This is a genomic window from Bordetella genomosp. 12 (assembly GCF_002261355.1).
Taxonomy (GTDB): domain Bacteria; phylum Pseudomonadota; class Gammaproteobacteria; order Burkholderiales; family Burkholderiaceae_B; genus Bordetella.
Genome location: NZ_NEVU01000003.1, coordinates 50,062 through 74,865 on the forward strand (window position 1 = coordinate 50,062; position 24,804 = coordinate 74,865).

The 24,804-nt window shown below is 63.6% G+C and carries 19 protein-coding genes and 1 tRNA gene; 12 read left to right on the top strand and 8 right to left on the bottom strand.

From position 1 onward, the window contains the following. Positions 1-31 precede the first annotated feature (31 nt). Entirely contained in the window at positions 32-316 is a 285-nt protein-coding gene (locus tag CAL22_RS12365; RefSeq protein WP_094813737.1) for a hypothetical protein, read from the bottom strand. 54 nt (positions 317-370) lie between these two features. Next, positions 371-1,378 (bottom strand): autotransporter outer membrane beta-barrel domain-containing protein, encoded by a 1,008-nt coding sequence (locus CAL22_RS12370; protein WP_094813739.1) that lies wholly within the window; start codon positions 1,376-1,378, stop codon positions 371-373. A 427-nt stretch (positions 1,379-1,805) separates the two neighbouring features. On the opposite strand from CAL22_RS12370, the gene CAL22_RS12375 reads away from it, so the two are divergent. The 3 genes from CAL22_RS12375 (at position 1,806) to CAL22_RS12385 (ending at position 5,019) form a co-directional block, all read left to right on the top strand. After that, the gene (locus CAL22_RS12375) at positions 1,806-2,117 is read left to right on the top strand and encodes a DUF4148 domain-containing protein (protein ID WP_094813741.1); all 312 of its coding nucleotides are present in this window, start codon (positions 1,806-1,808) and stop codon (positions 2,115-2,117) included. Between the two features lie 299 nt (positions 2,118-2,416). Next, complete coding sequence (locus CAL22_RS12380; RefSeq protein WP_094813743.1) at positions 2,417-4,213, top strand: ABC transporter ATP-binding protein/permease; 1,797 nt, start codon at positions 2,417-2,419, stop codon at positions 4,211-4,213. Positions 4,214-4,437: 224 nt separating this feature from the next. Then, the gene (locus CAL22_RS12385) at positions 4,438-5,019 is read left to right on the top strand and encodes a GNAT family N-acetyltransferase (protein ID WP_167383626.1); all 582 of its coding nucleotides are present in this window, start codon (positions 4,438-4,440) and stop codon (positions 5,017-5,019) included. Positions 5,020-5,076: 57 nt separating this feature from the next. Here the strand turns inward: CAL22_RS12385 and CAL22_RS21145 are convergent, their stop codons facing one another. Together CAL22_RS21145 and CAL22_RS12395 are read right to left on the bottom strand one after the other, a co-directional pair. After that, a complete protein-coding gene (locus CAL22_RS21145) occupies positions 5,077-5,385 on the bottom strand; it encodes a hypothetical protein (protein ID WP_167383627.1) in 309 nt (102 codons plus the stop codon). Positions 5,386-5,776: 391 nt separating this feature from the next. After that, positions 5,777-5,863, bottom strand: a tRNA-Leu gene (locus CAL22_RS12395). A gap of 45 nt (positions 5,864-5,908) precedes the next feature. Here CAL22_RS12395 and dapC point away from each other — a divergent pair. From dapC to CAL22_RS12425, 6 genes are all read left to right on the top strand, one after another. Continuing rightward, positions 5,909-7,099, top strand: coding sequence for a succinyldiaminopimelate transaminase (gene dapC / locus CAL22_RS12400; protein ID WP_167383628.1), 1,191 nt, complete (start codon positions 5,909-5,911; stop codon positions 7,097-7,099). Positions 7,100-7,124: 25 nt separating this feature from the next. Then, the gene (dapD, locus tag CAL22_RS12405) at positions 7,125-7,946 is read left to right on the top strand and encodes a 2,3,4,5-tetrahydropyridine-2,6-dicarboxylate N-succinyltransferase (protein ID WP_094813751.1); all 822 of its coding nucleotides are present in this window, start codon (positions 7,125-7,127) and stop codon (positions 7,944-7,946) included. Further along, positions 7,946-9,079 (top strand): succinyl-diaminopimelate desuccinylase, encoded by a 1,134-nt coding sequence (gene dapE / locus CAL22_RS12410; protein WP_094813753.1) that lies wholly within the window; start codon positions 7,946-7,948, stop codon positions 9,077-9,079. Before dapD ends, dapE begins: the two co-directional genes overlap by 1 nt. A 6-nt stretch (positions 9,080-9,085) precedes the next feature. Further along, positions 9,086-9,976, top strand: a complete 891-nt coding sequence (gene prmB, locus CAL22_RS12415; protein WP_094813755.1) for a 50S ribosomal protein L3 N(5)-glutamine methyltransferase — start codon at positions 9,086-9,088, stop codon at positions 9,974-9,976. Next, positions 9,973-11,898, top strand: a complete 1,926-nt coding sequence (locus tag CAL22_RS12420) for an ATP-binding cassette domain-containing protein (protein WP_094813757.1) — start codon at positions 9,973-9,975, stop codon at positions 11,896-11,898. Before prmB ends, CAL22_RS12420 begins: the two co-directional genes overlap by 4 nt. Positions 11,899-12,173: 275 nt before the next feature. After that, a complete protein-coding gene (locus CAL22_RS12425; RefSeq protein ID WP_094813759.1) occupies positions 12,174-14,546 on the top strand; it encodes a TonB-dependent receptor plug domain-containing protein in 2,373 nt (790 codons plus the stop codon). 11 nt (positions 14,547-14,557) lie between these two features. Here CAL22_RS12425 and CAL22_RS12430 read toward each other — a convergent pair whose 3' ends face one another. Continuing rightward, positions 14,558-16,852, bottom strand: a complete 2,295-nt coding sequence (locus CAL22_RS12430; protein WP_094813762.1) for a UvrD-helicase domain-containing protein — start codon at positions 16,850-16,852, stop codon at positions 14,558-14,560. Further along, positions 16,849-18,057 carry a DesA family fatty acid desaturase gene (locus CAL22_RS12435; protein ID WP_094813764.1) on the bottom strand — a complete coding sequence of 403 codons (1,209 nt, stop codon included), beginning with the start codon at positions 18,055-18,057 and terminating at the stop codon, positions 16,849-16,851. The genes CAL22_RS12430 and CAL22_RS12435 overlap by 4 nt, the downstream gene beginning before the upstream one ends. Before the next feature lie 280 nt (positions 18,058-18,337). Here CAL22_RS12435 and CAL22_RS12440 point away from each other — a divergent pair, with 280 nt between their 5' ends. Beyond that, positions 18,338-18,703 carry a hypothetical protein gene (locus CAL22_RS12440; protein ID WP_244193867.1) on the top strand — a complete coding sequence of 122 codons (366 nt, stop codon included), beginning with the start codon at positions 18,338-18,340 and terminating at the stop codon, positions 18,701-18,703. A gap of 4 nt (positions 18,704-18,707) precedes the next feature. Here CAL22_RS12440 and CAL22_RS12445 read toward each other — a convergent pair whose 3' ends face one another. Continuing rightward, on the bottom strand, positions 18,708-20,078 hold the full coding sequence (locus tag CAL22_RS12445; protein ID WP_094816557.1) for an RsmB/NOP family class I SAM-dependent RNA methyltransferase: 1,371 nt from the start codon (positions 20,076-20,078) through the stop codon (positions 18,708-18,710). 190 nt (positions 20,079-20,268) lie between these two features. Continuing rightward, positions 20,269-20,874, bottom strand: a complete 606-nt coding sequence (gene purN / locus CAL22_RS12450; protein ID WP_244193959.1) for a phosphoribosylglycinamide formyltransferase — start codon at positions 20,872-20,874, stop codon at positions 20,269-20,271. Positions 20,875-20,985: 111 nt separating this feature from the next. On the opposite strand from purN, the gene CAL22_RS12455 reads away from it, so the two are divergent. Further along, positions 20,986-21,951: a bifunctional riboflavin kinase/FAD synthetase gene (locus tag CAL22_RS12455; RefSeq protein WP_094816559.1), complete on the top strand. Its 966-nt coding sequence runs from the start codon at positions 20,986-20,988 to the stop codon at positions 21,949-21,951. After that, on the top strand, positions 21,941-24,802 hold the full coding sequence (ileS, locus tag CAL22_RS12460; protein ID WP_094813766.1) for an isoleucine--tRNA ligase: 2,862 nt from the start codon (positions 21,941-21,943) through the stop codon (positions 24,800-24,802). The genes CAL22_RS12455 and ileS overlap by 11 nt, the downstream gene beginning before the upstream one ends. Positions 24,803-24,804: the final 2 nt, after the last annotated feature.

Genomic DNA, 24,804 nt, shown 5'->3' on the forward strand with positions numbered 1-24,804 from the left:
CGTTTCCAGGTTGAGCCCAGAGGGCATTTCGCTAAAGCGTACCGACCTTGCGGTGACGCACACGGCGAGTCAAAAGCGCGCAAGCGCAGGCAATGACCAGGCAGAAAAGACCCGCTGCCACGGCCAGGAGCGCGGCCATGCCAGCGGTCTCATTGGATGAGGACAGATGCGCCACGGCCGCCAGCGCCAGCACGGCAGCCAGGCTTACGCCGCGCAGGGTGGATCCCAGGGTGCGAAGGTGGCCGGCGGCCACCCCCGCGCCCAGCGCGAAGGCCACGAGGGCCGCCATCGACCAGAACAGCGTCTCATAAGGCATCGTGGCACTCCGCGCCATTGCGTGGCGCATTATAGGCGGCGCGTTTTCTTGCCGCTAAAAGCGGTAGGAGTAACCCACGACGGCGGTCACTTCGTGCGAGATATCCGGACCGTGCCCGTAGCGAAGATCCACAAAAGCGCGGTGCGGGCCCGAGTCCAGGGCCAGGCCGCCCCCGATCCGCCAACGGTCGCCCGGCAGCGTTGCACTGTAGGTCTTGCCGTTGTAGCCCACCGTGTCGTCGTTGGAGAGTTGGGCGAGGTAAGACATGCCCACATAGGGGCGCAAGTTGCTGCCGCCGGCCAGGGTGATATCGCGGCCGACGCGGGCGCCGACACGGCCGATCACCGAGTTCTGGCCACTGTACTCATACAGGATTTGCGCCTGAGGCTCCACGAACCAGCCCTTGCCCAGCGCGAAGTGATAGCCCGTCTCGAGACTACCGGTGAACACGTTGTGCTTGTCGCTGGCGTCGTAGCTCCGGTTGAGCTGCGGGACATCTATCTCCATGTCCAGCTTGATGCGTCCAGCCCGCGTGGCGAAATCGACATACCAGCCTTCCGGTTCGAAGTAGGTCAGATAGCTGCCGATGTAATAGTTGCGGATCTTGCCATCGCCGCCTTCCGAGTCGTGGACCTTACCCCAGCCGGTGCCGCCGTAAACACCGAGAAATAGATGGCCTTTCCCGAGGTCCCAGCCGTAATCACCCCCGATGGACCCATATTTGAGCCGCTCCCTGAAGGCTGGCGCATCCGAGGTGGATGCGTGGTAGCTGGTGATCCCCCCCCGCGTCCACAGCCCGCCTTCGCCGCCGTCGCGCAACTCCCACATGCGCTGCTGCAAATAACCCATTTGGGCATCGAGCAACAAAATGCCGGCGGCCTGGACCATGGCTACCGCCTGATTCGTGCGTTGCAGGACATGAGCCTGGATCTGGCTGGCGGCCGCAGCTGCAGCACTGGCCTGAGTCCCCCCCGTTGACGGTGCCGCCCATGCCGGGGCCTGCCCCAGCGCCGTCATTGCCAAAAGATACGCACCTTGTCTGACATACCGCCGCTGAACCATCTGGCCGCTCCTAGGATGTGAAAACAGGTAGTGCTCTTTCTCGCTATTCCTTTCTGGCCGGCTACGCGCGGCCCTGGTTACGCTGACAAACACCCGAACGCGTCATTGGGACGTGTCTGATCGTATCTTGCTTCTTGCCGTCACAACAGCCTTTTATCGCCGGATCCTCGCCGCGCGCATCGCGCCTTCGAAGCGCTCCGCGCGGCGCGGAGAAGCCAGTCACTGAGCCGCACAATCATCCCAAATAAAACATAAATAAGACGTTCAATTACTAATTACTTATATTTATGGAATAATTATTCCCATAAACAGGGGTTTATCCTAGTGTTGCAAGGGCGCACAATTCAGTCATCGGGAAACAACAACGAACTTCGACGGAAAGGCCGCCGAGTCCGGATCCCAGATCCAACGAACCGGAGGTATCACCATGAAGACCCTTACCAGTGCAGTGCTCGTATCCCTTGCCGTCTTGAGCACCGGTGCTTACGCATCGCAGAACATCGAACCCAATGACGTTCCCTTCCAAGGCGTCTACAGCCAGGCCGACAGCGCCACGACCCGGGCTCAAGTGGCCGCGGATCTGCAACAGGCCAAGGCCAGCGGTCAATACACGTTCGGCGAACTGGACTACCCAGCCGTGCAAGCCAGCGCTCCGTCGCTGACCCGCGCTCAAGTCAAGGCAGAACTGGCGCAAGCCAAGACTAACGGGCAATACAGCTTTGGCGAACTGGATTATTAATCCATGTGATTAATGGCGGCGCCCAAAAACGCCGCCATACGTGAACAGTTCAATAAACGCCGGCGCAAGCCGGCGTTTATGTTTTGCACTCGCAACGACAGTAGCAAACCGTTGTTCGAGCGCAACACATTACTGACACCCTCAAGCCCGCCGATGCCAGCAACACGGGTCCGATCCCGCACGCCGCCGTCCGAGTGCCATGCCTTGCCCCAATCGGGCGCAGACAACCTCCCGCCACTGGAACCAATCCACGCCAGCCGATCTAAGTGGCATGGCCGCAGTCGGCCACTCGGAAGACCATGGATTGGCACTCTCAGCTCAGCGATAGCCTCATATGGCTGCTGAACGCGTTTCTCATTTGTGCATCAGCCTGCGCAGCGGCCGGCGTCCTACTGATCCGCTCCACCCGCTGGGGCCGACAGTTCTGGCGGCTCGCCGGCCCCTATCTGGCGCCGAAGCGCTCCTACAGACCCCTCGTCACCCTGGCGGTGCTTTTGCTGCTCGCCTTGGCCGGGGTGCGAATGACCGTCCTCTTTTCCTTTTGGTACAACGGCTTTTACAGCGCACTGCAGGCGCTGGATGGCGCCGCATTTTGGCGCTATCTGGGGATTTTTGCGGTGCTGGCGGCGGTGCACGTCCTGCGCACACTGCTGGATAGCTATGCCGGACAAGCATTTGATATCCGGCTGCGTCAGTGGCTGACCCAGCGACTGACCGCAGACTGGCTGCAAGGTCGTGCCTACTACCGCGACCACTTCCTGCCGAATCCCGCTGACAATCCTGACCAACGTATCGAACTGGACATCAACAGTTTCGTCATTGGCTCCCGAACCCTGGCCCTCGGGACGATCAGCGCGCTCGTATCGCTGGTCGAGTTCACATTGATTCTTTGGGGGCTGGCGGGCGCCTTGCCTTTGGGTAGCGTGCAGATCCCGCACGGCATGGTCTTCGCCGTCTATCTGTATGTGATCGTGGCAACGCTTTTTGCCTTCCGTATCGGCCGCCCCTTGATAAGACTCAGCTTTCTCAAAGAGCGATTGGCCGCGCATTTCCGATATGCCCTGATGCGCCTGCGCGAGAACGCCGAAAACATCGCCTTCTATGCAGGCGAACCTATCGAAGCTCGCACCCTGTCCAACCGTTTCAGCGCCATGATCGCCAACGCCTGGGCGTTGGTGTTTCGCGGCTTGAAATTCGACGCCTTCAATCTTTCCGCCAGTCAGATCGCAGTGGTCTTTCCCTTCATCGTGCAGGCACCGAGGTTCTTTAGCGGCGCGATCAAGCTGGGCGACGTGATGCAGACCGCACAAGCATTTGGTCAAGTCCAGGATGCGCTGTCTTTTTTTCGCAATTCCTACGACAGCTTCGCTCAATACCGCGCCGTGCTGGAGCGCCTGAACGGCTTTCTGGATACCAACGAGGCAGCACGCGCCCTGCCCTCGGTTCACACCCTGCACGTGGCCGGACGCTTCGAGGTACGCAGCCTGCGTCTCGAACGCCCGGATCACAGCGCATTGTTCCCGCCGCTCAACGTCGTGCTGCACCCGGGAGAATCCCTGCTCATCCAGGGCCATTCAGGCGTGGGAAAAACCACACTGCTGCGCGCATTGGCTGGCCTGTGGCCCTACGCCGAGGGCCAAGTCGAGCGGCCCGTCCGCCAGCAAGCCTTGTTCTTATCGCAACGACCGTATCTGCCCCTGGGCAGCCTCAGGCACGCCATTCACTACCCCGCCGCCGCTGGGCTCGATCAGGATGCGCGGCTGATGGCGATACTCGATCAGGTATGCCTGAGCCATCTGCGGGCACGCCTCGATGACGATCTCGATTGGTCGCGCGTACTGTCTCTCGGCGAACAACAGCGCATCGCCTTTGTTCGGGCACTCATCAACCGCCCGGGCATCGTATTTCTGGATGAAGCGACCTCCGCGCTGGACGAAGGGCTGGAAGCCGCGATGTATCAGCACCTGCGACGTGCTTTGCCGGACAGCATCCTGATCAGCGTGGGCCACCGCAACACGCTGACGGTCTTTCACACGCACTGCCTGCATCTTCAAGCCGGAGACTGGACACTGGAGCGCTTGCCCGGACAAACCTGAAGAGACTGTTCCATAACGAATGGCGGGACACCTGCCTGCAGATAACAGGATGGAGCCGGACGGCACGCCATGCCGGTGACCGGCGCACTCACCCGGTCTCGCGCAAGGGATACAAAACCGGCGCCGGCGGGACCAACCGGCCACCCTGGGCCTGCGGTTACCATATGCGCGGTTCGGCCCCGCGCATCACGCCGCGGCCACGATGCCCTTTCTGGAGTGTTGTTTTGATTTCCCAAGCCGTATGCTCGGCGCTGGCCGAAGCGCTGGCCTCAGACCCCTTTTACCAAGCTGTCACGCCAGATGCTGCGACGCATGCGGAGCGACTGCAGCAACTGGAGAGCTATGCTCGCCTGGCGATTGACGAAGCCCTGGGCACAGGGGAGGTCTGCGTCGCCGATCCCGACGGCATTGCCATCTGGCACACCCTGCGAGGCAGCGCTGAACGACGCCAGGCACTGGCCGATACCCGAAGCCGGGCCTTGCAGCAGTTACTCTCGGCGCAAGGCTACGACAACTACGTCCGCATCTGCGAGAACATGAACCGGCAATTGCCTGCCGACCTGCAGGACAGTTGGTACTTGTCCATTTTGGGCGTGCGCCCCGGCGCGCAAGGCCAGGGGCTGGGCCGCCGCCTGCTTGCGGCCACGCTGGCCCGGGCCGACCGGCAAGGCGCCGGCACCTACCTGGAAACCTTCAATCCCGAAAGCCTGCCCTTTTATCGCAAGCTGGGCTTCAGCCAGGAAATCTGCCTGGACGAAGCGGTGACCCGCAGCACGTACTGGCTGCTCAGCCGCCCTCCGGGCTGACCGGACCCGAGCTTGCCCGCCACGCTGCCACCGTAGGCGGGCGTGGCCGGGCAGCGTTCAATGCACGAAGTGCTGCCAAAGCCATACGGCCAAACGCAGCAGCGCCGCCCCGCCAAACAGCCAGGCGTGGCCAAAAAGAAAACCGAAGGTCATCCAACCGCTGGCGCCGTCGACGCGTCGAGCGGAGTACTCCACGCGCAAGACCAACAGGATAGCCAGCACCTCCAGCACAACCACCGTGGGCAAGACCCAGCGCCACGGAAATCCGAGCAAGGCGACAAAACCAATAAACAACAGCGCCAACCCCGCCATATAGCCGGCCACTGAGCCCAACTGCCTGAAAAACCCCTGATCGGACGCGCGCATTGCCAAAGCCACCCAGGATGGAAAGCCGCCACGATACTCCGTATTGACCACAAGAGTGAGCGGCAAATCGGCCGCGACAAAGCGCCGCGCCCGTTTCGCTTCCGTTTCGCCGCGAATGACCGTAAAGATCAGCCCAGGTCGGGCGCTGGCGCGGCAGACCGCCCGCCATCCGGGCACGCGCCGGCATCGGCGTGTTTTCGTTAACGGCGCCCAACATGGGCAGCAGAAAAGCAAAAACGCACCGGCTAGGCGGCCGCGCAAGTCGGCGGCACGAAGCGGTGCGTCATCTGCCGGGACGCTGGCGAAATGATGTCATTTCCTTGCCAGACAGCCCTGAAGCCCAGGAATCAACACTCGGAATTATCCAAGCCTTTGATTCTCAGGAATTTATTGGTGCGAAGGGCGGGACTCGAACCCGCACACCTGTTACGGCGTCAGGACCTAAACCTGGTGCGTCTACCAATTTCGCCACCTTCGCAAAGCCAAGCCCGCTATTGTAGCTTGCTTGTTAAAATCTTGCTCTATGAATCCAAGACTCGATGCTCTGCATCCCTACCCCTTCGAAAAATTGCGCGCGCTGCTGGCCGAGGCCGGAGCGCCGCCGCAGGGGCTGGCGCCCATCAATCTCTCGATAGGCGAACCCAAGCATGCAGCGCCTGCGCGGGTGGGCGAGGCGCTTTGCGCCAACCTGCAAGGTCTGTCCGTCTACCCCGCCACCAAAGGTGAGCCGGCGCTGCGCCAGGCGATCGCACAATGGCTGTCGCAACGCTACAGCATTCCCGCTCCGGACGCCGACCGCGAGGTCCTGCCCGTGCTGGGTTCGCGTGAAGCACTCTTTGCGTTCACCCAGGCTGTGATCGATCCCGCTGCCGATGCCTTGGTGATCTGCCCGAATCCTTTCTATCAGATCTATGAGGGCGCCGCGCTGCTGGCCGGCGCCACGCCCTACTTCGTCAATGCCGACCCCGCACGCGATTTCGGTTGCGACTGGGCGGCTGTGCCGCAAGAGGTGTGGAAGCGCGCGCGATTGGTTTTCGTGTGTTCGCCGGGCAATCCCGCCGGCAATGTGATGTCGCTGCAAGACTGGCGCGTGCTGTTCGAGCTATCTGACCAGCACGGTTTCGTCATTGCCTCCGATGAGTGCTATTCGGAGATTTATTTCGACGACGCCCCGCTGGGCAGCCTGCAGGCCGCGCGTCGCCTCGGCCGCGATGACTATCGCAATGTGGTGGCCTTCTCCAGTCTGTCCAAGCGCTCCAATGTGCCTGGCATGCGCTCCGGCTTTGTGGCGGGCGACGCCAGCCTCATCAACCGCTTCCTGTTGTACAGGACGTATCATGGTAGCGCCATGAGCCCGGTAATTGCCGCGGCCAGCGTCGCTGCCTGGGAAGACGAGACGCATGTGGCGGAAAACCGCCGCGCGTATCGGGCCAAGTTCGACGCGGTGCTGCCCATTCTTCAACGCGTGATGAATGTGCGGCAGCCTCAGGCAGCGTTCTATTTGTGGGCGCCCACGCCCGGCTCGGACACCGCTTTTGCGCGTGACCTGTATGGGCGCACGGGCGTAACCGTATTACCGGGCAGTTTTCTCGCCCGCAGCGCGCATGGCGTCAATCCGGGCGCCGGGCGCGTGCGTATCGCGTTGGTGGCTCCCTTGGCGCAATGCGTCGAAGCTGCCGAGCGCATTGCGCATTTCATCAAGACTTCCGTTTGACCAACCCTTGGAAAGTAAAAGCTTCATGACTCTCGATCTGCAAACCACTATCGAAAAAGCCTGGGAAGCCCGGGCCAATCTGTCGCCTTCCGATGCGAGCGCCGAAGTGCGTGAAGCGGTCGAGCACACCATCGACGCGCTGGACCATGGCCGCCTGCGCGTGGCCGACAAATCCAGCGGCCAGTGGGTCGTGCATCAGTGGATCAAGAAAGCGGTCCTGCTGTCTTTCCGCCTGCAGGACAATGAAGTGATGGGCGAAGCGCCCCTGACTTTCTACGACAAGGTGCCCACCAAGTTCGCAGAATACGGCGCCGCAGCCTTCAAGGCCGGCGGTTACCGCGTGGTGCCGCCCGCCGTGGCCCGCCGTGGCGCCTTCATCGGCAAGAACGTCGTGCTGATGCCCTCCTATGTCAACATCGGCGCCTATGTCGATGAAGGCACGATGGTCGACACCTGGGCAACGGTCGGTTCCTGCGCACAGATCGGCAAGAATGTTCACCTGTCCGGCGGCGTGGGCATTGGCGGCGTGCTGGAGCCGCTGCAGGCCAACCCCACCATCATCGAAGACAACTGCTTCATCGGCGCGCGCTCCGAAGTCGTCGAGGGCGTCGTGGTCGAAGAGAACTCCGTGCTGGCCATGGGCGTGTTCCTGTCGCAAAGCACCAAGATCTATGACCGCGCCACCGGCACGATCACCTACGGCCGCGTGCCTTCCGGCTCGGTCGTGGTGCCGGGCTCGCTGCCCTCGGCAGACGGTTCGCACAGCCTGGCCTGCGCCGTGATCGTCAAGCGCGTCGATGCACAGACCCGCGCCAAGACCAGCATCAACGATCTGCTGAGGGCTTGATGAGTACCGTACTGGATCTGGTTAAAGACCTGATCGCCCGTCCGTCGGTCACGCCGGACGACAAAGATTGCCAGCAGTTGCTGGCTGATCGCCTGGCGCGCATCGGTTTTGTCTGCGAAACCATCGCCCGCGGCGGCGTCACCAACCTGTGGGCCCGCCGTGGCTCGCAAGCCCCCTTGGTGGTCTTTGCCGGCCACACAGATGTCGTGCCGCCCGGCCCGCGCGAAAAATGGGACAGCGATCCCTTCGTGCCGACCGAGCGCGATGGCTTTCTGTATGGCCGGGGCGCGGCCGACATGAAGAGCTCCATCGCCGCCTTTGTGGTGGCGGTGGAAGAATTCGTTGCCGCACATCCCCAGCACGAAGGCTCGATTGCTTTCTTGCTGACCTCGGATGAGGAAGGTCCGGCCATTGACGGTACGGTCATCGTCTGCGAAGCATTGCAGGCCCGCGGCGAACAGCTGGACTACTGCATCGTGGGGGAGCCCACCTCCACCACGGATGTCGGCGATGTGTGCAAAAACGGCCGCCGCGGTTCGCTGTCGGGTCAACTGACCGTCAAAGGTATCCAGGGGCATGTGGCTTACCCCCACCTGGCGCGCAATCCGGTGCACCAGGCCGCTCCGGCCTTGACCGACCTGGTCGGTATTGAATGGGATCAGGGAAATGAATACTTCCCGCCCACGACGTTTCAGATTTCCAATATGAAGGCGGGCACGGGCGCCACCAACGTGGTCCCGGGCGAGGCCGTCGTGTCGTTCAATTTCCGTTTCTCCACGGCCAGCACACCCGATTCGCTCAAGGCACGCGTGCATGAGGTGCTCGATCGCCATGGTCTGGAGTATGACCTGGCCTGGGAATTGGGCGGCGAACCCTTTCTCACGGCGCGTGGCTCGCTGACGGACGCCTTGTCGGCGGCGATTCTGGCCGAAACCGGCCGCACCACCGAGCTGTCCACCACGGGCGGAACGTCGGATGGCCGCTTCATCGCCAAAATCTGTCCCCAAGTCATCGAGTTCGGGCCCTGCAACGCCACGATCCACAAGATCAACGAGCGCATCGCGCTCGACAGCCTGACTCCTTTGAAGAACATTTACCGGCGCACGTTGGAAAACCTGCTGCCGGCACATTGAGGCTTTATGCCGTCTATCGATCGCCAAGAACTGCAGACCCTGCGCGACCTGATCCGCTACGCGGTCTCGCGCTTTCATGCTGGCGCTGTCGCGCTGGGCCACGGCTCTGACAACGCCTGGGACGAGGCCGTCTATCTGGTGCTGCACGGTTTACATCTGCCTCCTGACACGCTGGATCCCTTTCTGGATGCGCGCGTGCTGAGCGAAGAACGCGACCGCGTGCTCAGCCTGATCGACCGCCGCGTCAATGAGCGCATACCGGCGGCCTACCTGACACAAGAGGCCTGGCTGCGCGGCCAGCGCTTCTATGTCGACCAACGCGTCATCGTGCCGCGCTCGCCCATCGCCGAACTGCTCGACCATGGCCTGAGCCCCTGGGTACAGGATCCGGAATCGGTCGACCGTGCGCTGGACATGTGTACCGGTTCGGGCTGCCTCGCCATCCTCGCCGCCCTGGCCTTTCCGCATGCGCGTGTCGATGCCGTGGACGTATCGGCCGATGCCTTGGCGGTGGCTGGCCGCAACGTCGCCGATTACGGGCTCGAGGATCGAGTGGCGCTGCATCAGAGCGATCTGTTCGACGCGTTGCCCGAGGCGGCCTATGACGTCATTGTCTGCAACCCGCCGTATGTCAACAGCCAATCCATGGCCGAACTGCCGGCCGAGTACCGCGCAGAACCGTCACTGGCGCTGGCTGGCGGCCTGGACGGGATGGACCTGGTGCGCCGGATTCTGCAGGCCGCGCCGCGCTACCTGACGCCGCAAGGCGTGCTGGTGCTGGAGATCGGCCACGAGCGCGACCACTTCGAGGCCGCCTTCCCCGATCTGCAACCCTTGTGGCTGGATACCGAGCAAGCCTCGGATCAGATCCTGCTGTTGACCCGCGAGCAGTTGTGATACGTGCTTCTGGATTGACGTTGCGCCGCGGCACCAAGGTGCTGCTCGACGGCGCGGAGTTCGTTGTGAACCCCGGCGAACGAGTAGGTTTCGTCGGCAAGAACGGGGCCGGTAAGTCCACGCTGTTCGCGCTGCTGACCGGCGCGCTGGACCAGGACGCCGGCTCGCTGGATCTGCCGGCCGGCTGGCGCATTGCCAGCGTACAGCAGGAGATTGCCGCCGATGACAAGCCTGCGCGCGAGTTCGTCATCGACGGTGACACGCATCTGCGCGCACTGCAGGCCGAACGCGCCAGTCTGAGCGACGACCAGGGTACGCGGATCGCCGAACTGGAAGCCGCTCTGGCAGAAGCCGATGTCTGGAGCGCCAACTCGCGTGCCGAGCAGCTCCTGGCGGGGCTGGGATTCGCGCCCGAAGAGTGGATGCAGCCCGTGGCCAGCTTTTCCGGAGGCTGGCGCATGCGCCTGGCCTTGGCGCGTGCCCTGATGGCGCCGTCAGAGCTGCTGCTGCTGGACGAGCCCACCAACCACTTGGATCTCGATGCCATGCTGTGGCTGGAAAAGTGGCTGGCCGCCTATCCGGGCACCGTGCTGCTGATCTCCCACGACACCGAGTTTCTCGACGCCGTCGCGCGCGTCATCCTGCATTTCGACCACGGCAAGTTGATCCGCTATCGCGGCGGTTACGACGACTTTCTGACCCAGCGCGCCGAACGGCTGCGCCAGGCCAGCCTCGCTCACGAACGCCAATCGCGCGAGACCGCGCGCCTGCAGGGCTTTATCGACCGGTTCAAGGCCAAGGCCTCCAAAGCCAAGCAAGCGCAAAGCCGCGTCAAGGCGCTGGCGCGTATGCAGACGCTTGCGCCCCTGCATGCGGAGGCCGGGATCGACATCCGTATCCCCTCGCCCGATCACACGCCCGATCCGCTACTGGTGCTGGATAAGATGGCGGCGGGCTATACCAACGCCGCGGGCCAGCCCGTCTCCATTCTGCGCGACGTCACGCTGATGGTCCGCGCCGGTGCGCGTATCGGCGTGCTCGGCGCCAATGGCGCGGGCAAAAGCACGCTCATCAAGACGCTGGCTGAAGAGATTCCGCTGCAGGCCGGCGAGCGGCGGGCCTCACGCGGCCTAGCCATCGGCTACTTCCATCAGCACCAATTGGACATGCTGGATCTGGAAGCCGCCCCGCTGCAGCACCTGGCGCGTCTGGCGCCCGATGTGCGCGAACAGGAATTGCGCAACTATCTGGGCGGCTTCGGTTTCTCCGGGGACACGGTCAACAGCAAGGTGGCGCCCATGTCCGGCGGCGAAAAAGCCCGCCTGGCCCTGTCACTCATCGTGTGGCAAAAGCCCAATCTGCTGCTGCTGGACGAACCGAGCAACCACCTGGACGTCGAGACGCGCGAGGCGCTGGCCGCGGCGCTGGCCGAATTCTCCGGCAGCATGTTGCTGGTCTCCCATGACCGGCATCTGCTTCGCACGACGGTAGACAGCTTCTGGATCGTCTCCGACGGGCAGGTCAGAGAGTTCGATGGCGATCTGGAGGACTACCGGGACTGGCTGGCCGCCCGCAACGCGCAAGAGCGCGCCGAAGCCGCTCCCCGCGAAAGCGAAGGCATCGACCGCAAAGCCCAGCGCCGCCTGGAGGCCGAACAGCGTCAGAAACAGGCCACGCTGCGCAAGCCGCTGCAAGCCCGCCTGACCAAGGTCGAGGGCGACATGGACAAGCTGCGTGCGCGCCTGCAGGCGCTGGATGCCCTGATCGCCGATACCGATCTCTACACCGATGCCCGGCGCGCCGAGCGCCAGCAGGTGATGAGCGAGCATGGCGATTTGGCGAAACGCCTGAACACGCTCGAAGAAGAGTGGTTGGACATCCAGACCTCGCTGGAAGCCATCACGCAAGACCAGATCGGCTGACCTGCAAGGCAGGCCCGGCGGCGCGCGCCAGCTCCCAGTGCGCGCCGCACCGCACCGGCCGAAGGCCCCGGCTGGTGAGTTCCCTCCTCACTGCTGCAGCCTCCGCGGCGCTTTCCGACTTTGTTGTGTGACCTTTCGCCGCCGGTCCGGCAATGCCCCCGGCAGGCCGACACGCGCCTATAGTTTGGGCTCTCGTTGGTTCCCAATTTCATCATGCACGGCGCTCATCCCCTTCTGCTCCATGGCTGTTTTTCACTGTCATCTGGAAGTTCAGAATGTGGATTCCCCCGCTTCGGCGCTACGCGGCGCTGACCACTCTTGTCCTTTGCGGCAACGCCACGGCGCAGGAACAACCGGCGCCGCAACAGTCCGCCACGCCTTGGCTGGACGCCGTATCCGTGACGGCGCCACTGCCCCGTGAGCATGTGTTTACCTCCAGCGAAATCCGCGCCACCCCCGCCTCCAACCGCGACCTGAGCACGCTGCTCTCGACGCTGCCGTCCGTGCGCCAGGATAATGCTGCGGCCGATAGCGCGGATCGCGGTTCGCTGGACGTGGCGGACATCTCCTTCCATGGCGCCAGTCCTTACCAGAATCTGTTCTTGATCAACGGCGTCACTGCCACCAACCAGGTCGATCCCGCCAACAAGGATCGCCTGTTGGGCAGCGTGCCCAGCAACCCTCAGGCTTACTTCCTGGACACGGCCTTGCTGGGCGAGGTGCGGGTCTTCGACAGCGGCATCCCGGTCGAGTACGGCGCCTTCACCGGCGGCGTAGTCGACGCCAGCCTGCGGCGGCCATCGGGCGGCAATCATATCGAGGCTGGCTACCGCTGGAATAGCTCCAACCTCACGCGACAGCGCGTCCCCGACTATGACCTGGAAAAGTGGACCCAGGGCGAGCCCGGGTTTTCGCCGACCTGGCGCAAACGGTTTTATACCGTGACCACCGACCTCTCGCTGGGCGAGAACAGCGGAGCGATTCTGGGTGTCTCGCGACGAGAATCACGCATCGGGCGCTATCGGCTGGGTGCGATGGACAACCTCGACCTCATCGAGCGCGACAACTACGCCGACCGCGTGGACAACATACTGGCTGACTTCAGCCACACCCTCGACGCCCGCACGGTGTTCGACCTGAACGTCAAGCACGCCAATCGGCGCGAGCATCTGGTCAGCATCGAGTCGCGCGATACCGATTGGCGCAACCAGCATCTGGCCCACGGTGTGGACCTGGGGCTGGAACACGGCTCGCGCCTGGGCCAGTGGTCCTTGCGCGCCGGACTGGATGATTTCAACAGCCGGCAGAACTCCGTGCACAATGCCTTCGTCCAACATGAGTTCGAGGACGGGCGGCCGGACTTCTCCAGCGGCGGCTATGGCAAGAGTGAGCGCGGCCAACGTAACCTCACGTTCAACACCCGTCTGGACCTTGAACCCTGGCAGGCCTCCGGGTGGCAGGCCAGCCCTTACGTCGGCGTGCAGATCGAGCACGCCCGCGCCCGGTTCAAACGCTATCGGGAGGCCTATTCCTACCGTGCCGTTCAGCTGATCGACGGCACGGAGGAACAATCGTCCAAGGTGCGCCACAAGCCAGGCAGCGTGGCCTTGCAACACACGCAGCTCGGCCTGTACGCATCCAACGATCTGCGCTGGCAGCGCTGGAACCTGATGACCGGGGTGCGCTACGACAGGGACAACTACCTGAAGCAACGCCATCTGGCGCCGCGCAGCCGCCTCGATTGGGACGCGCTCGGCGACGGCAATACCGTACTGAGCGCGGGCTGGTCGCGCTACTTCGGCGCGCAAGCGCTGAAGATCGCCATGGCCGAAGAATTCAGCCGCTTGAGCGAAGCCATCCTGGATGTGTTTGGCAATCCGGTACAGGACAGCCTGGCCACACGGGTCGATTACGACGGCCTGCGCAGCCCCTACGATGATGAATGGGCTTTCTCGCTGACGCAGAAGGCTTTTGGCCTGCAGGGGGTGCTGTCTTTCGTGCAGCGCAACGGCCGCGACCAGGTGCTCAGGCGGGGCGATTCTTACAACGGCTATCGCTACACCAATGAGGGGCGATCGCGTACCCGGGACTGGAGCCTGACCATCAGCAACGAGACACCGTGGCGCGTCATGCAAACGCTATGGCAGGCCTCGTTGAGCTGGGGATACCAGAAAAGCCAACGCAACGCGCGGCTCGCCGAAGGCTATGAAGCCACCCCTCTCGAGCGCGATGTCTATGTCATCTACCGCGGCAAGCGCATCCGCGCTTCCGAGCTGCCCCCGGGCGACTTCAATCTGCCGCATAAGGTCTCGCTGGACCTCCATGGACAGTGGCCCCGCTTCGGGTTGAGCTGGACGCATGCGCTCAATTGGCAAAGCCGCCGCCACGACATCCTTTATGTGGACAGCACGCCGGGACGCCGGCCGCTGGATATCTATGCGCCGGTGCGGCTGCCATCGCATTGGACCTGGGACACACGCCTCGCGTGGCACCCTGGCTTTGCCAAAGGGCTGATGCTCGCCGTCGACGTGCTCAATGTGCTGAACCACATGCCGCCCTTGACGGCCACGCGTCCGGGCAACGACATCGATGAGCGTCGTTTCCGCACCGGGCGCGAGATCTGGCTACAGGTGGCCTACCGATACTGAGCCAAGGCCGCTCAGGCAATGATGTCCAGCTTGGCGATACCCAGCGCCAGAGTTTTGGTGCCGACATCACGAAACTGGATCTGCGCCTGGGCATCCTGGCCGGCACCGCTCAAGCCGATGATGGTGCCTTCGCCGAAACGTCCATGACGCACCCCCTGGCCCACCCGGTACTGAACGTCACCCACGGTCACACCGCTGGTGCCGGTCCGCGGCGTGCGAGGAGCGATGGTGCCGGTTTGGCGGCGCCCGTAGGCATCGCCCCGCTCGGTCCATGCGATGCTGCCCGCGTTGCCCATTCCCCCGCCCGTACTACCGGACCGGGGGGTGAGCCACTTGAGGTGCGCCTCGGGGATTTCTTCAAGAAAGCGCGAACGCATGGCGTAGCGGGTTTGGCCGTGCAACATCCGGCTTTGCGCCAGGGTCAGGTACAGACGTTCGCGCGCCCGCGTGATGGCCACATACATGAGACGCCGCTCTTCTTCGAGCCCGGCAGGCTCCAGAATGCTGTTCTCATGCGGAAACAGCCCTTCCTCGAGGCCGGTGATGAACACGGCATCGAACTCCAGGCCCTTGGCCGCATGCACCGTCATCAATTGCACGGCATCCTGGCCCGCCTGGGCCTGGTTGTCGCCGGCCTCTAGCGCGGCATGCGACAGGAAAGCCGCCAACGGCGTCATGACCTGGCTGGCCACAGCCGTCTCCAGCCCATCGGCGGGGTCTGCCTGCGCGGCGGCCGGCATCTCGGGAATCACCCCGGCCGGCAGGCCGTCGAAGTTCTCTTCCGCGGCGAACACGGCGGCCGCGGTCACCAGTTCGTTGAGGTTCTCCAGCCGCTCGGCGCCTTCGCGCTCAGCCTGATAATGCGCCTTCAGGCCGCTTTCTTCGATGAGATGTTCAACCATCTCCGGCAAAGGCAGATCGCGCGTCTCGGCAGCCAGGCGCCCGACCAATTGCGCGAAGGCAGCCAGATTGGCGCCACCCTTGCCAGGTACGCGGGCCACCGCGCCAAACAGGCTGGTCTGCCCGCTTTGCGCGGCGTCGGCCAGTTGCTCCAGCGTGCGTGCGCCTATACCCCGCGTCGGGAAATTCACGACCCGCATGAACGAAGTATCGTCATCCGGATTGGAGATCAGACGCAAATAGGCCAGCGCATGCTTGATTTCCTGGCGCTCGAAGAATCGCAAGCCGCCGTAGACTTTGTAGGCCACACCCGCGGAAAAGAGCGCATGCTCGAGCACCCGCGATTGTGCGTTGCTGCGATAGAGCACGGCGATTTCGCTGCGCGACCGGCCATCGTTGATCAGCGAGCGTATTTCATCGACGATCCACTGCGCCTCCATGCCATCGGAGGGCAACTCCATGACACGGATAGGCTCGCCCTCGCCCTGGTCGGTCCAGAGGTTTTTGCCCAAGCGCCCCTGATTGTGACCAATCAGCGCGTTGGCCGCATCCAGGATGTGGCCGAAGGAACGGTAGTTCTGCTCCAGGCGGATGACGCGTCCATGGGCATAATCACGCTCAAAATCGGCCATGTTGCCGACGTTGGCGCCACGAAACGCATAGATCGACTGATCATCGTCACCCACCGCGAAAATAGCCGCCCCGCCGCCGGCCAACAGGCGCAGCCATTTGTACTGCAGCGTATTGGTATCCTGGAACTCGTCGACCAGGATATGGCGGAAACGCCGCTGGTAGTGTTCACGCACGGGCGCATTGCGCGACAGCAGCTCATAAGCGCGCAACAGCAACTCGGCAAAGTCCACCACGCCTTCGCGCTGGCACTGCGCCTCGTAGAGCTGATAGATCTCGATGAGTTTGCGGCGATGCGCATCCCAGGCCTCGACATCGGCGGGGCGTTGGCCCTCTTCCTTGGCGCCCGAAATGAAACGCTGCACATCACGCGGGGGGTACTTTTCGTCATCGATACCCTGCGCCTTGAGCAGCCGCTTGATGGCGGCGAGCTGATCGGCGGTATCGAGAATCTGAAATGCCTGCGGCAGGCCTGCATCACGGTGATGCGCACGCAACATGCGATTGCACAGGCCGTGAAAAGTCCCGATCCACAGACCCCGGGTATCAATAGGCAATATGGCCGCCATGCGAGTCAGCATCTCGCGGGCAGCCTTATTGGTGAACGTAACGGCCAGAAGCCCAAATGGACTGGCCTGGCTGGTTTGAATCAGCCAGGCCATGCGGGTCGTTAGGACCCGGGTCTTACCGCTACCCGCCCCGGCCAGGACCAGGGCGTGTTGCGGTTCGAGTGTGACAGCGGCGCGTTGTTCTGGGTTGAGCTTGTCCAGCATCATGCCGCGTAGCGGCGCAGACTGACGGCGAACTGCTCCAGCCCGGCGATGCCGCTTTGCTGGGCACGCTGGCACCAGGCTTGCAGCTCATGCAGCAATTGCTCGCTGCTGGCGCTGGAACTTTCCCAGAGACGGCCCAGCTCGCGGCGCATTTGCACCAGCGTGGACAAGGAGGCGTTCTTGGCGATGACCTGATCCACCTCGGCCAACTGAGCCGGACGCAGCACGTCTTCATTGCGGGTCAGGGTGCGGCGGGCGCGCTTGAGCACGGTCCAGTTGCAGTCTTCACTGCCCTTGCGGCGCGAGGACTTCAATTTGGACATTTCTTCACCAGCCGCCTTCTTGATCACATCGGCGTAGCGGGCCATGACTTCGTAGCGGTGCGTGATCACGCCTTGCAGCGTGCGCAGATCGATGGACTTGGCATCCGGGTCGAGGGTCAGCTTGGGAGCGACCTTCTTGACCTTGGCCAGACCCATCCAGCGCATGACGGTGATGTAGCCCCAACCGATATCCAGCTCATACCACTTGGCAGAGAACTTGGCCGACGTGCCATGGGCGTGGTGGTTGTTGTGCAGCTCTTCGCCGCCGATCACGATGCCCCAGGGGAACACGTTGGTGCTGGTGTCCGGGCTGTTGTAGTTGCGGTAGCCCCAATAGTGGCCGATACCGTTGACCACACCGGCCGCCCAGAAGGGAATCCACGCCATTTGCACGGCCCAGACCGTCAGGCCCATGGCGCCGAACAAGGCGATATCGATGGCCAGCATCGTCAGCACGCCCCACAGGCTGTGCTTGGTATAGACGTTGCGCTCGAGCCAGTCATCAGGCGTGCCGTGGCCGAACTTAGCCATGGTTTCTTTGTTGTTGGACTCTTCGCGGTAGAGCTCCGCACCGCGGAACAGCACCTTCCAGATGCCAAACAGCATGGGCGAGTGCGGATCGCCCTCTTTCTCACACTTGGCGTGGTGCTTGCGGTGGATGGCGACCCATTCCTTGGTGACCATGCCCGTGGTCAGCCAAAGCCAGAAGCGGAAGAAATGCATGACCGCGGGATGCAGGTCGAGGCCCCGGTGCGCCTGGCTGCGGTGCAGGAAGACCGTGACGGACACGATCGTGATGTGCGTCACGATCAGCGTGTAAGCGAGGATCTGCCACCAACTGGCCTGGGTCAGACCACCGGATATGAAAGAAAGGATGTAATCCATAAAACCGTTTTCTAGCCTCACAGAAAGAGTGGGTGAAGTGTAGCCCACCTGAATTTCTTATGACAGCGCAATTTCAAAATAGTTTTTGAGGGAAATCAAGTACTAAGCCGTATTTCGCATGCCCCCGGGAGGGTGTCCGCGCGCCGGCCGAAAGGCTGCCTATCGCCTCTATTATGGGGATCGGTCGGCGCCACAACAGACCCCGCCTACAATTTGCTACAACGAGGCTGGCACAATATGTTGTGTCCCACGCCGAGCTGGCCCCAAGAGGCTCCCACCCATGTTACGCCTATTCGCCGCCACCCTGCTGAGCTGCGTGACGCTGGCCGCACAATCTGCCCCCGTTTCTCTGAAACCAGGGCAAAGCGTCGTGCTCGCGACCTTCTATGAGTTGCGGGGCTGTCAGCCCCTGGCCGCCCCACGCTTGCGGCTGACAGAACCGGCCCGCCTGGGATCGGCCACCGTCGTCACCAGTCAGGGCAATACGGCAGGCGCGGGAGGCTGTGGTTATATCGCCACGCCCGTCTCGCAAATCATTTACCGGGCCGACAAAACGGGCCGCGACACCGTCTCCTGGACGGTGCGTTACCAAACACGCGGCCGCGCTGCCGAAGCGGGCAGCGCGGACATCGTGATCCTGCCCTGATCCCTCAACCCTTGGCTTGCTCGGCAGCGCCGGAGGACGCCTCGTCCGCGCCCCCCTCAGGCGCATCGCCTGGCTCAGGGGATTCGGGCAGGGCTTGAGCCAGGGGCTCGGCCGCCGGGCCGCTCGGGGCCGGGGTGTCCGCGTGGCGGCTGGCTTTCTTGCGCTCGAAGACGGCGGCAAAGAACCCGTCCGTGCCATGCAGATCGGGACGCAATTGCACGTAAGGACCTTCCAGCACCAGGTTTTCGCAGCGGTTATGCAACAGCGTCGCCGCATCCAGGCGCTCAAAATCGGGGTGTTCGGCCAAAAAGCGATCAGCCTGATCGGCGTTTTCTTCCGGCAGCAGGCTGCACGTGGCATAAACCAGGCGGCCGCCCGGGGCCACGCAGCGCGCCGCGCTCTTGAGAATGCGGTACTGCAACTCGCACAACTCGCCCAAGGCTTGCGGTTGCTGCCGCCATTTGAGATCCGGATTGCGCCGCAAGGTGCCAATACCGGTACACGGCGCATCGACCAGCACACGCTGCGCCTTGCCCGCCAGGCGCTTGACCCGTGCGTCGTTTTCGCTATCGATGGCGACCGGCACCACGTTGGACAGGCCGCTGCGCGCAAAGCGCGGCTTGGCCTTGGCCAGGCGCGCGGCGGACACATCGAAGGCGTAGAGCCGGCCAGTCGAGCGCATCAGGGCACCCAGCAGCAGCGACTTGCCGCCCGCGCCAGCGCAAAAATCGATGATCATCTCGCTGCGGCGCGGGCCGACCAACAAGGCCAGCAATTGGCTGCCCTCGTCCTGCACCTCGACCTGACCGCTTTCGAACTCCGGCCAGCGGTTGATAGGAGGATGGCCCTTGAAGCGGATGCCCCATGGCGAATACGTCATGGGCTGCGGGTCATAGCGGCCAGCCGGGCCCTCGCGCAGCTTGGCCAGCAGCGCGTCGCGCTCGATTTTCAGGGGATTGGAGCGGACATCGAGCTGCGCCGGCTGCTGCAGGGACTGCATCAGCGAATCCGCCTGCGGCAGTTTGCCCAGCCGCTCTTCCAGCCAGTCGGGCAGACTGTAGCGCACCGCGCGCGGCAAGGCCGACGGATCGACCTGATCCACCCGCTTGATCCAGTCTGCCTCGCCGGGATCCAGCGCGTCCTGCAGCCACTCCAGGCCGCGCGTGGCCGCCAGACCCAGAATGGCCAGGCGACGCGTGGCATTGCCCACGCCGCTTTCGGCCAGCTGGCGGTAGCGGCGCAGATTGCGCACCACGTCATAGACCCCTTCGGCCAGTTCGGCGCGATCCCGGCCGCCCAGGGCCGGATTGGCGCGCAGCCAGTGCGACAGCACGGCATCGGCAGGGCTGGTCCACTGCAGGACCTCGCCCAGCACCCGCTGAACCTGTTCGATACGAAATGCCGCCAGCGGACGGCGGGGCCGGCCATCGCCGCGTTCGGCGGGCCGTGCGGCAGCCGCACGCGACGGTTCGGGCCGGGCAGGCCTGCCGGTGGAGGAGCGCGAGCTTGAGTGCTTCTTGTTCATGATGATTCCTGGGGGAAGTCCCCGATTGGACCGCCGCGCCTCAGTGGGCGGCTGGCGGCCAGGTAAACAGTCGCGCCGGGTCGCCTTCGACCTCGACACGGTGATCGGCAGTCAGGCTGACACGGCGCTCGGCCAGCCAGCGGACGGCTGCCGGATAGACCACGTGCTCGACCTCCAGCACCCGTTCTGCCAGCGCCTCCGGCGTATCGCCGGCCTGCACGGGCACACAACCCTGGGCAATGATCGGCCCATGATCCAGCACGGGTGTGACGAAATGGACGGTGCAACCATGCACCCGCACACCGGTGGCCAAGGCCTGGGCATGCGTGTGCAGGCCGGGGAAAGCCGGCAGCAACGACGGATGGATATTGACCAGGCGCCCGGCATAGTGATTGACAAAACCGGGGGTGAGCACGCGCATGAAACCGGCCAGCAGCACATAATCCGGTTGATAGCGGTCGATGACGTCGGCCAAGGCGGTGTCGAATGCCTCGCGACTGGGAAATTCCTTGTGGAACAAGGCTGCCGTGGGGATGCCCCGGCTGGCGGCCCACTGCAGGCCGGCGGCGTCCGGCCGGCTGGCGATAACCGCGGCAACCTGCGCCGGCCAGGCCTGATCCTCGCAGCTTTGCACCAGCGATTGCATATTGCTGCCCCGCCCTGAAATCAGGATGACGAAGCGGCACGGAGTCGATTGGGATGGGGGCAAGATAAGAAATTCCAAAGCGAGCCAACCCAAAATTGTAAACTCTTGCTCGTGAAACCAACGCTGCGCATCCACCACCACCTGCCGCCCCCCGGGCAGCGGTCCCCCTGTGCCTTGACCATCGGCAATTTCGATGGCGTGCATCGGGGCCATCAAGCCATCCTCGCCCGGGTACGCGAAGCCGCGCAAAAGCGCGGCCTGACGCCTGCGGTCATGACGTTCGAGCCCCATCCGCGCGAGTACTTCGCGCAGTTGCATCAGCGCCCCGAACTGGCCCCGACGCGTATCAGCGGCCTGCGCGACAAAGTCGCCTCGCTGGCCTGCGCGGGCATGCAACAGGTAGTGATCGTACCGTTCGACGCCAGCCTGGCCGAAATGTCGGCCAATGCCTTTATCGAGGATCTGCTGGTCAATGGCCTGCAGACACGCTGGCTGCTGGTCGGCGAGGACTTCCGCTTCGGGCACCAACGCAGCGGCGACATCGACCTGTTGCGGGAGGCGGGCCTGGCCCACGGCTTTGAAGTCGCCACCCTGGCCGACGTCACCGACCGCCACGGCCACCGGATTTCCAGCTCCGAGGTGCGCACCGCGCTGGCCGTGGGCGACCTGGCTCGCGCCGAACACTTGCTGGGGCGCCCTTTCCATATCAGCGGCCATGTGATCCATGGCCGCAAGCTGGGCCGCCAATTGGGATTCCCGACCATGAATCTGCGTGTGGCGCCCCGTTGCGCCGCACGCTCGGGCATTTACGTGGTGCGCGTTCAAGGGCTGGGCCCGCAACCGATGGCCGCCGTGGCCAGCCTGGGCGTACGCCCCAGCGTCGAGGACGCCGGCCGTGTTTTGCTTGAAGTGCATCTGCTCGACGAGAGCCTCGACGCATACGGTAAACTCGTAAGCGTTGAATTCCTGCACAAACTGCGGGATGAAGAAAAGTTTTCCGACCTCCCTTCCCTGACTGCCGCCATCGCCGAAGACGCGCGAAACGCGCGTGCCTATTTTGCCGTTCATGGACTATAAAAAGACCCTCAACCTGCCCGATACCTCTTTCCCCATGCGGGGCGACCTAGCCAAGCGCGAGCCTGGCTGGGTGCAGCAGTGGGAGGAAACCCGCGTCTATCAGGCCATCCGCGCCGCCAGCAAAGGCCGGCCGCTGTTCGTGCTGCACGACGGCCCCCCCTACGCCAACGGCGATATCCATATCGGGCACGCGGTCAACAAGATTCTGAAGGACATCATCGTCAAGAGCCGCAATATGGCAGGCTTTGATGCGCCTTACGTGCCGGGCTGGGATTGCCACGGCATGCCGATCGAGATCCAGATCGAAAAGAAGTACGGCAAGAACCTGCCTGTCACCGAGGTGCAGGCCAAGGCGCGCGCCTATGCGCGTGAGCAGATCGATCGCCAGCGCAAGGACTTCAAGCGCCTGGGCGTGCTGGGAGAGTGGGACAACCCCTATCTCACCATGAACTTCAGCAATGAAGCCGATGAGATCCGGGTACTGGCGCGCATCCTCGAGAAAGGCTATGTATTTCGCGGCCTCAAGCCCGTGAACTGGTGTTTCGACTGCGGCTCGGCCCTGGCCGAGGCGGAAGTCGAGTACGCCGACCGCGTGGATCCTGCCGTGGATGTGGCCTTCCCCTTCATCGACAAGGCCGCGCTGGCCCGCGCCTTCGGCCTGGATAGCGTCGATGATGGTGCCGTCGTGATCTGGACGACCACGCCCTGGACCATCCCCTCGAATCAGGCCCTCAACGTTCACCCGGAAATCGAATACGCCCTGGTGCGCGTTTCGCCGACGCCGGTGCACGGCCCGCTGGTTTTGATCGCCAAAGAGCGGGTCGAGGCCTGCCTGCAGGCCTGGGGCCTGCAAGGCGAAGTCATCGCCACCGCGCAGGGCGAAGCGCTTAACGGCCTGCGTTTTGCGCACCCGCTGGCCAAGGCGGCCGAAGGCTACGACCGCAGTTCGCCCATTTATCTGGGTGACTACGTCACGCTGGACGCCGGCACCGGCGTCGTTCACTCCGCGCCGGCCTACGGCATCGAAGACTTTGTGTCGTGCAAAGCGCACGGCCTGGTCGATGCCGACATCCTCAGCCCGGTCATGGGTGACGGCAAATACGTCTCGACCCTGCCGCTGTTTGGCGGTCTGTCGATCTGGGATGCCAATCCCAAGATCGTCGAAGCGCTCAAGCTTGCCGGCTCGCTCATGCATGTACAGAAGCTCTCGCACAGCTACATGCACTGCTGGCGGCACAAAACGCCGGTCATCTACCGCGCCACCAGCCAGTGGTTTGCCGGCATGGATGTCACGCCCGTCGATGGCGGGCCGACGCTGCGCGAAAGCGCGCTGTCCGGCATCGACGCCACGGCGTTCTACCCGGCCTGGGGCCGCGCTCGCCTGCACTCCATGATCGCCAATCGTCCGGACTGGACGCTGTCGCGGCAACGCCAATGGGGCGTGCCGATGGCTTTCTTCGTGCACAAAGAAACCGGCGAGTTGCACCCGCGCTCGGTGGAACTGCTTGAAGAAGTCGCCAAGCGCGTCGAAAAGGGCGGCATCGAAGCCTGGCAGTCCCTGGACCCGCGCGAGCTGCTGGGCGACGAGGCCGACAGCTACGAAAAGAACCGCGACACGCTAGACGTCTGGTTTGACTCGGGCAGCACCCACGCGACCGTGCTGGGCGGCAAAGACCACGCCTTGGCCGGCTCGCACGGCGAGCAGCTTGCCTGGCCGGCCGACCTCTATCTCGAAGGCTCCGACCAGCATCGCGGCTGGTTCCATTCGTCCTTGCTGACCGGCTGCATGCTTTACGGCCAACCGCCGTACAAAGGCCTGCTCACCCACGGCTTCGTGGTCGATGGCCAGGGCCGCAAGATGAGCAAGTCCGTCGGCAACGTCATCGCACCGCAAAAAGTATCGGATTCGCTGGGCGCCGAGATCCTGCGCCTGTGGGTGGCGTCCACCGATTACTCCGGCGAGCTGTCCATCTCCGACGAGATCCTCAAGCGGGTGGTCGAAGGCTACCGTCGGATCCGCAACACCTTGCGCTTTCTGCTGGCCAACGTGGCCGACTTCGACGGCGTCAGCCAGACGGTCGACTTCGGCGACCTGCTCGAAATCGACCGCTACGCCCTGGTCATGACCGCGCAGATGCAAAGCGAAGTGCTCGCCAATTATGAGCGCTACGACTTTCACCCGGCCGTCGCGCGCCTGCAGACGTTCTGCTCCGAGGATCTCGGTGCGTTCTACCTGGACATCCTGAAGGATCGCCTCTACACCAGCGCGCCTGACAGCCTCGCGCGCCGCAGCGCCCAGACGGCGCTGCTGGAGATCACCCAAACGCTGCTCAAGCTGATGGCTCCCATCCTCACCTTCACGGCCGAAGAGGCCTGGAAGGTGTTGCTGGAATCGACCCTGAAGCATCAAGCCGATGCAGCGCGCCTGACGATTCTCACCGAGGTCTACCACCAGTTGCCGCCCTACGCCGACGCCGACACGCTGGCCGACCGCTGGACGCGCCTGCGCGCCATCCGCGCCGACGTGCTGCGCAAACTGGAAGACGTCCGCAGCGCCGGGCGCATCGGATCTTCGCTGCAGGCGGAAGTCGACCTCTATGCCGAAGGCCAGGATCATGCCCTGCTGTCCAGCCTGGGCGATGATCTGCGCTTTGTGCTCATCGTCTCGCGTGCCACGGTGCATGCCCGGGCCGGCGAGCTGGCCATCGAAATCGCTCCCTCCGCCAATAAGAAATGCGAGCGTTGCTGGCACTGGCGCAGCGATGTCGGGCAGGATGCCGATCATCCCGAGATCTGCGGCCGCTGCGTCTCCAACCTTTTCGGCGCCGGCGAGCCGCGCGCAAAGGCCTGAGC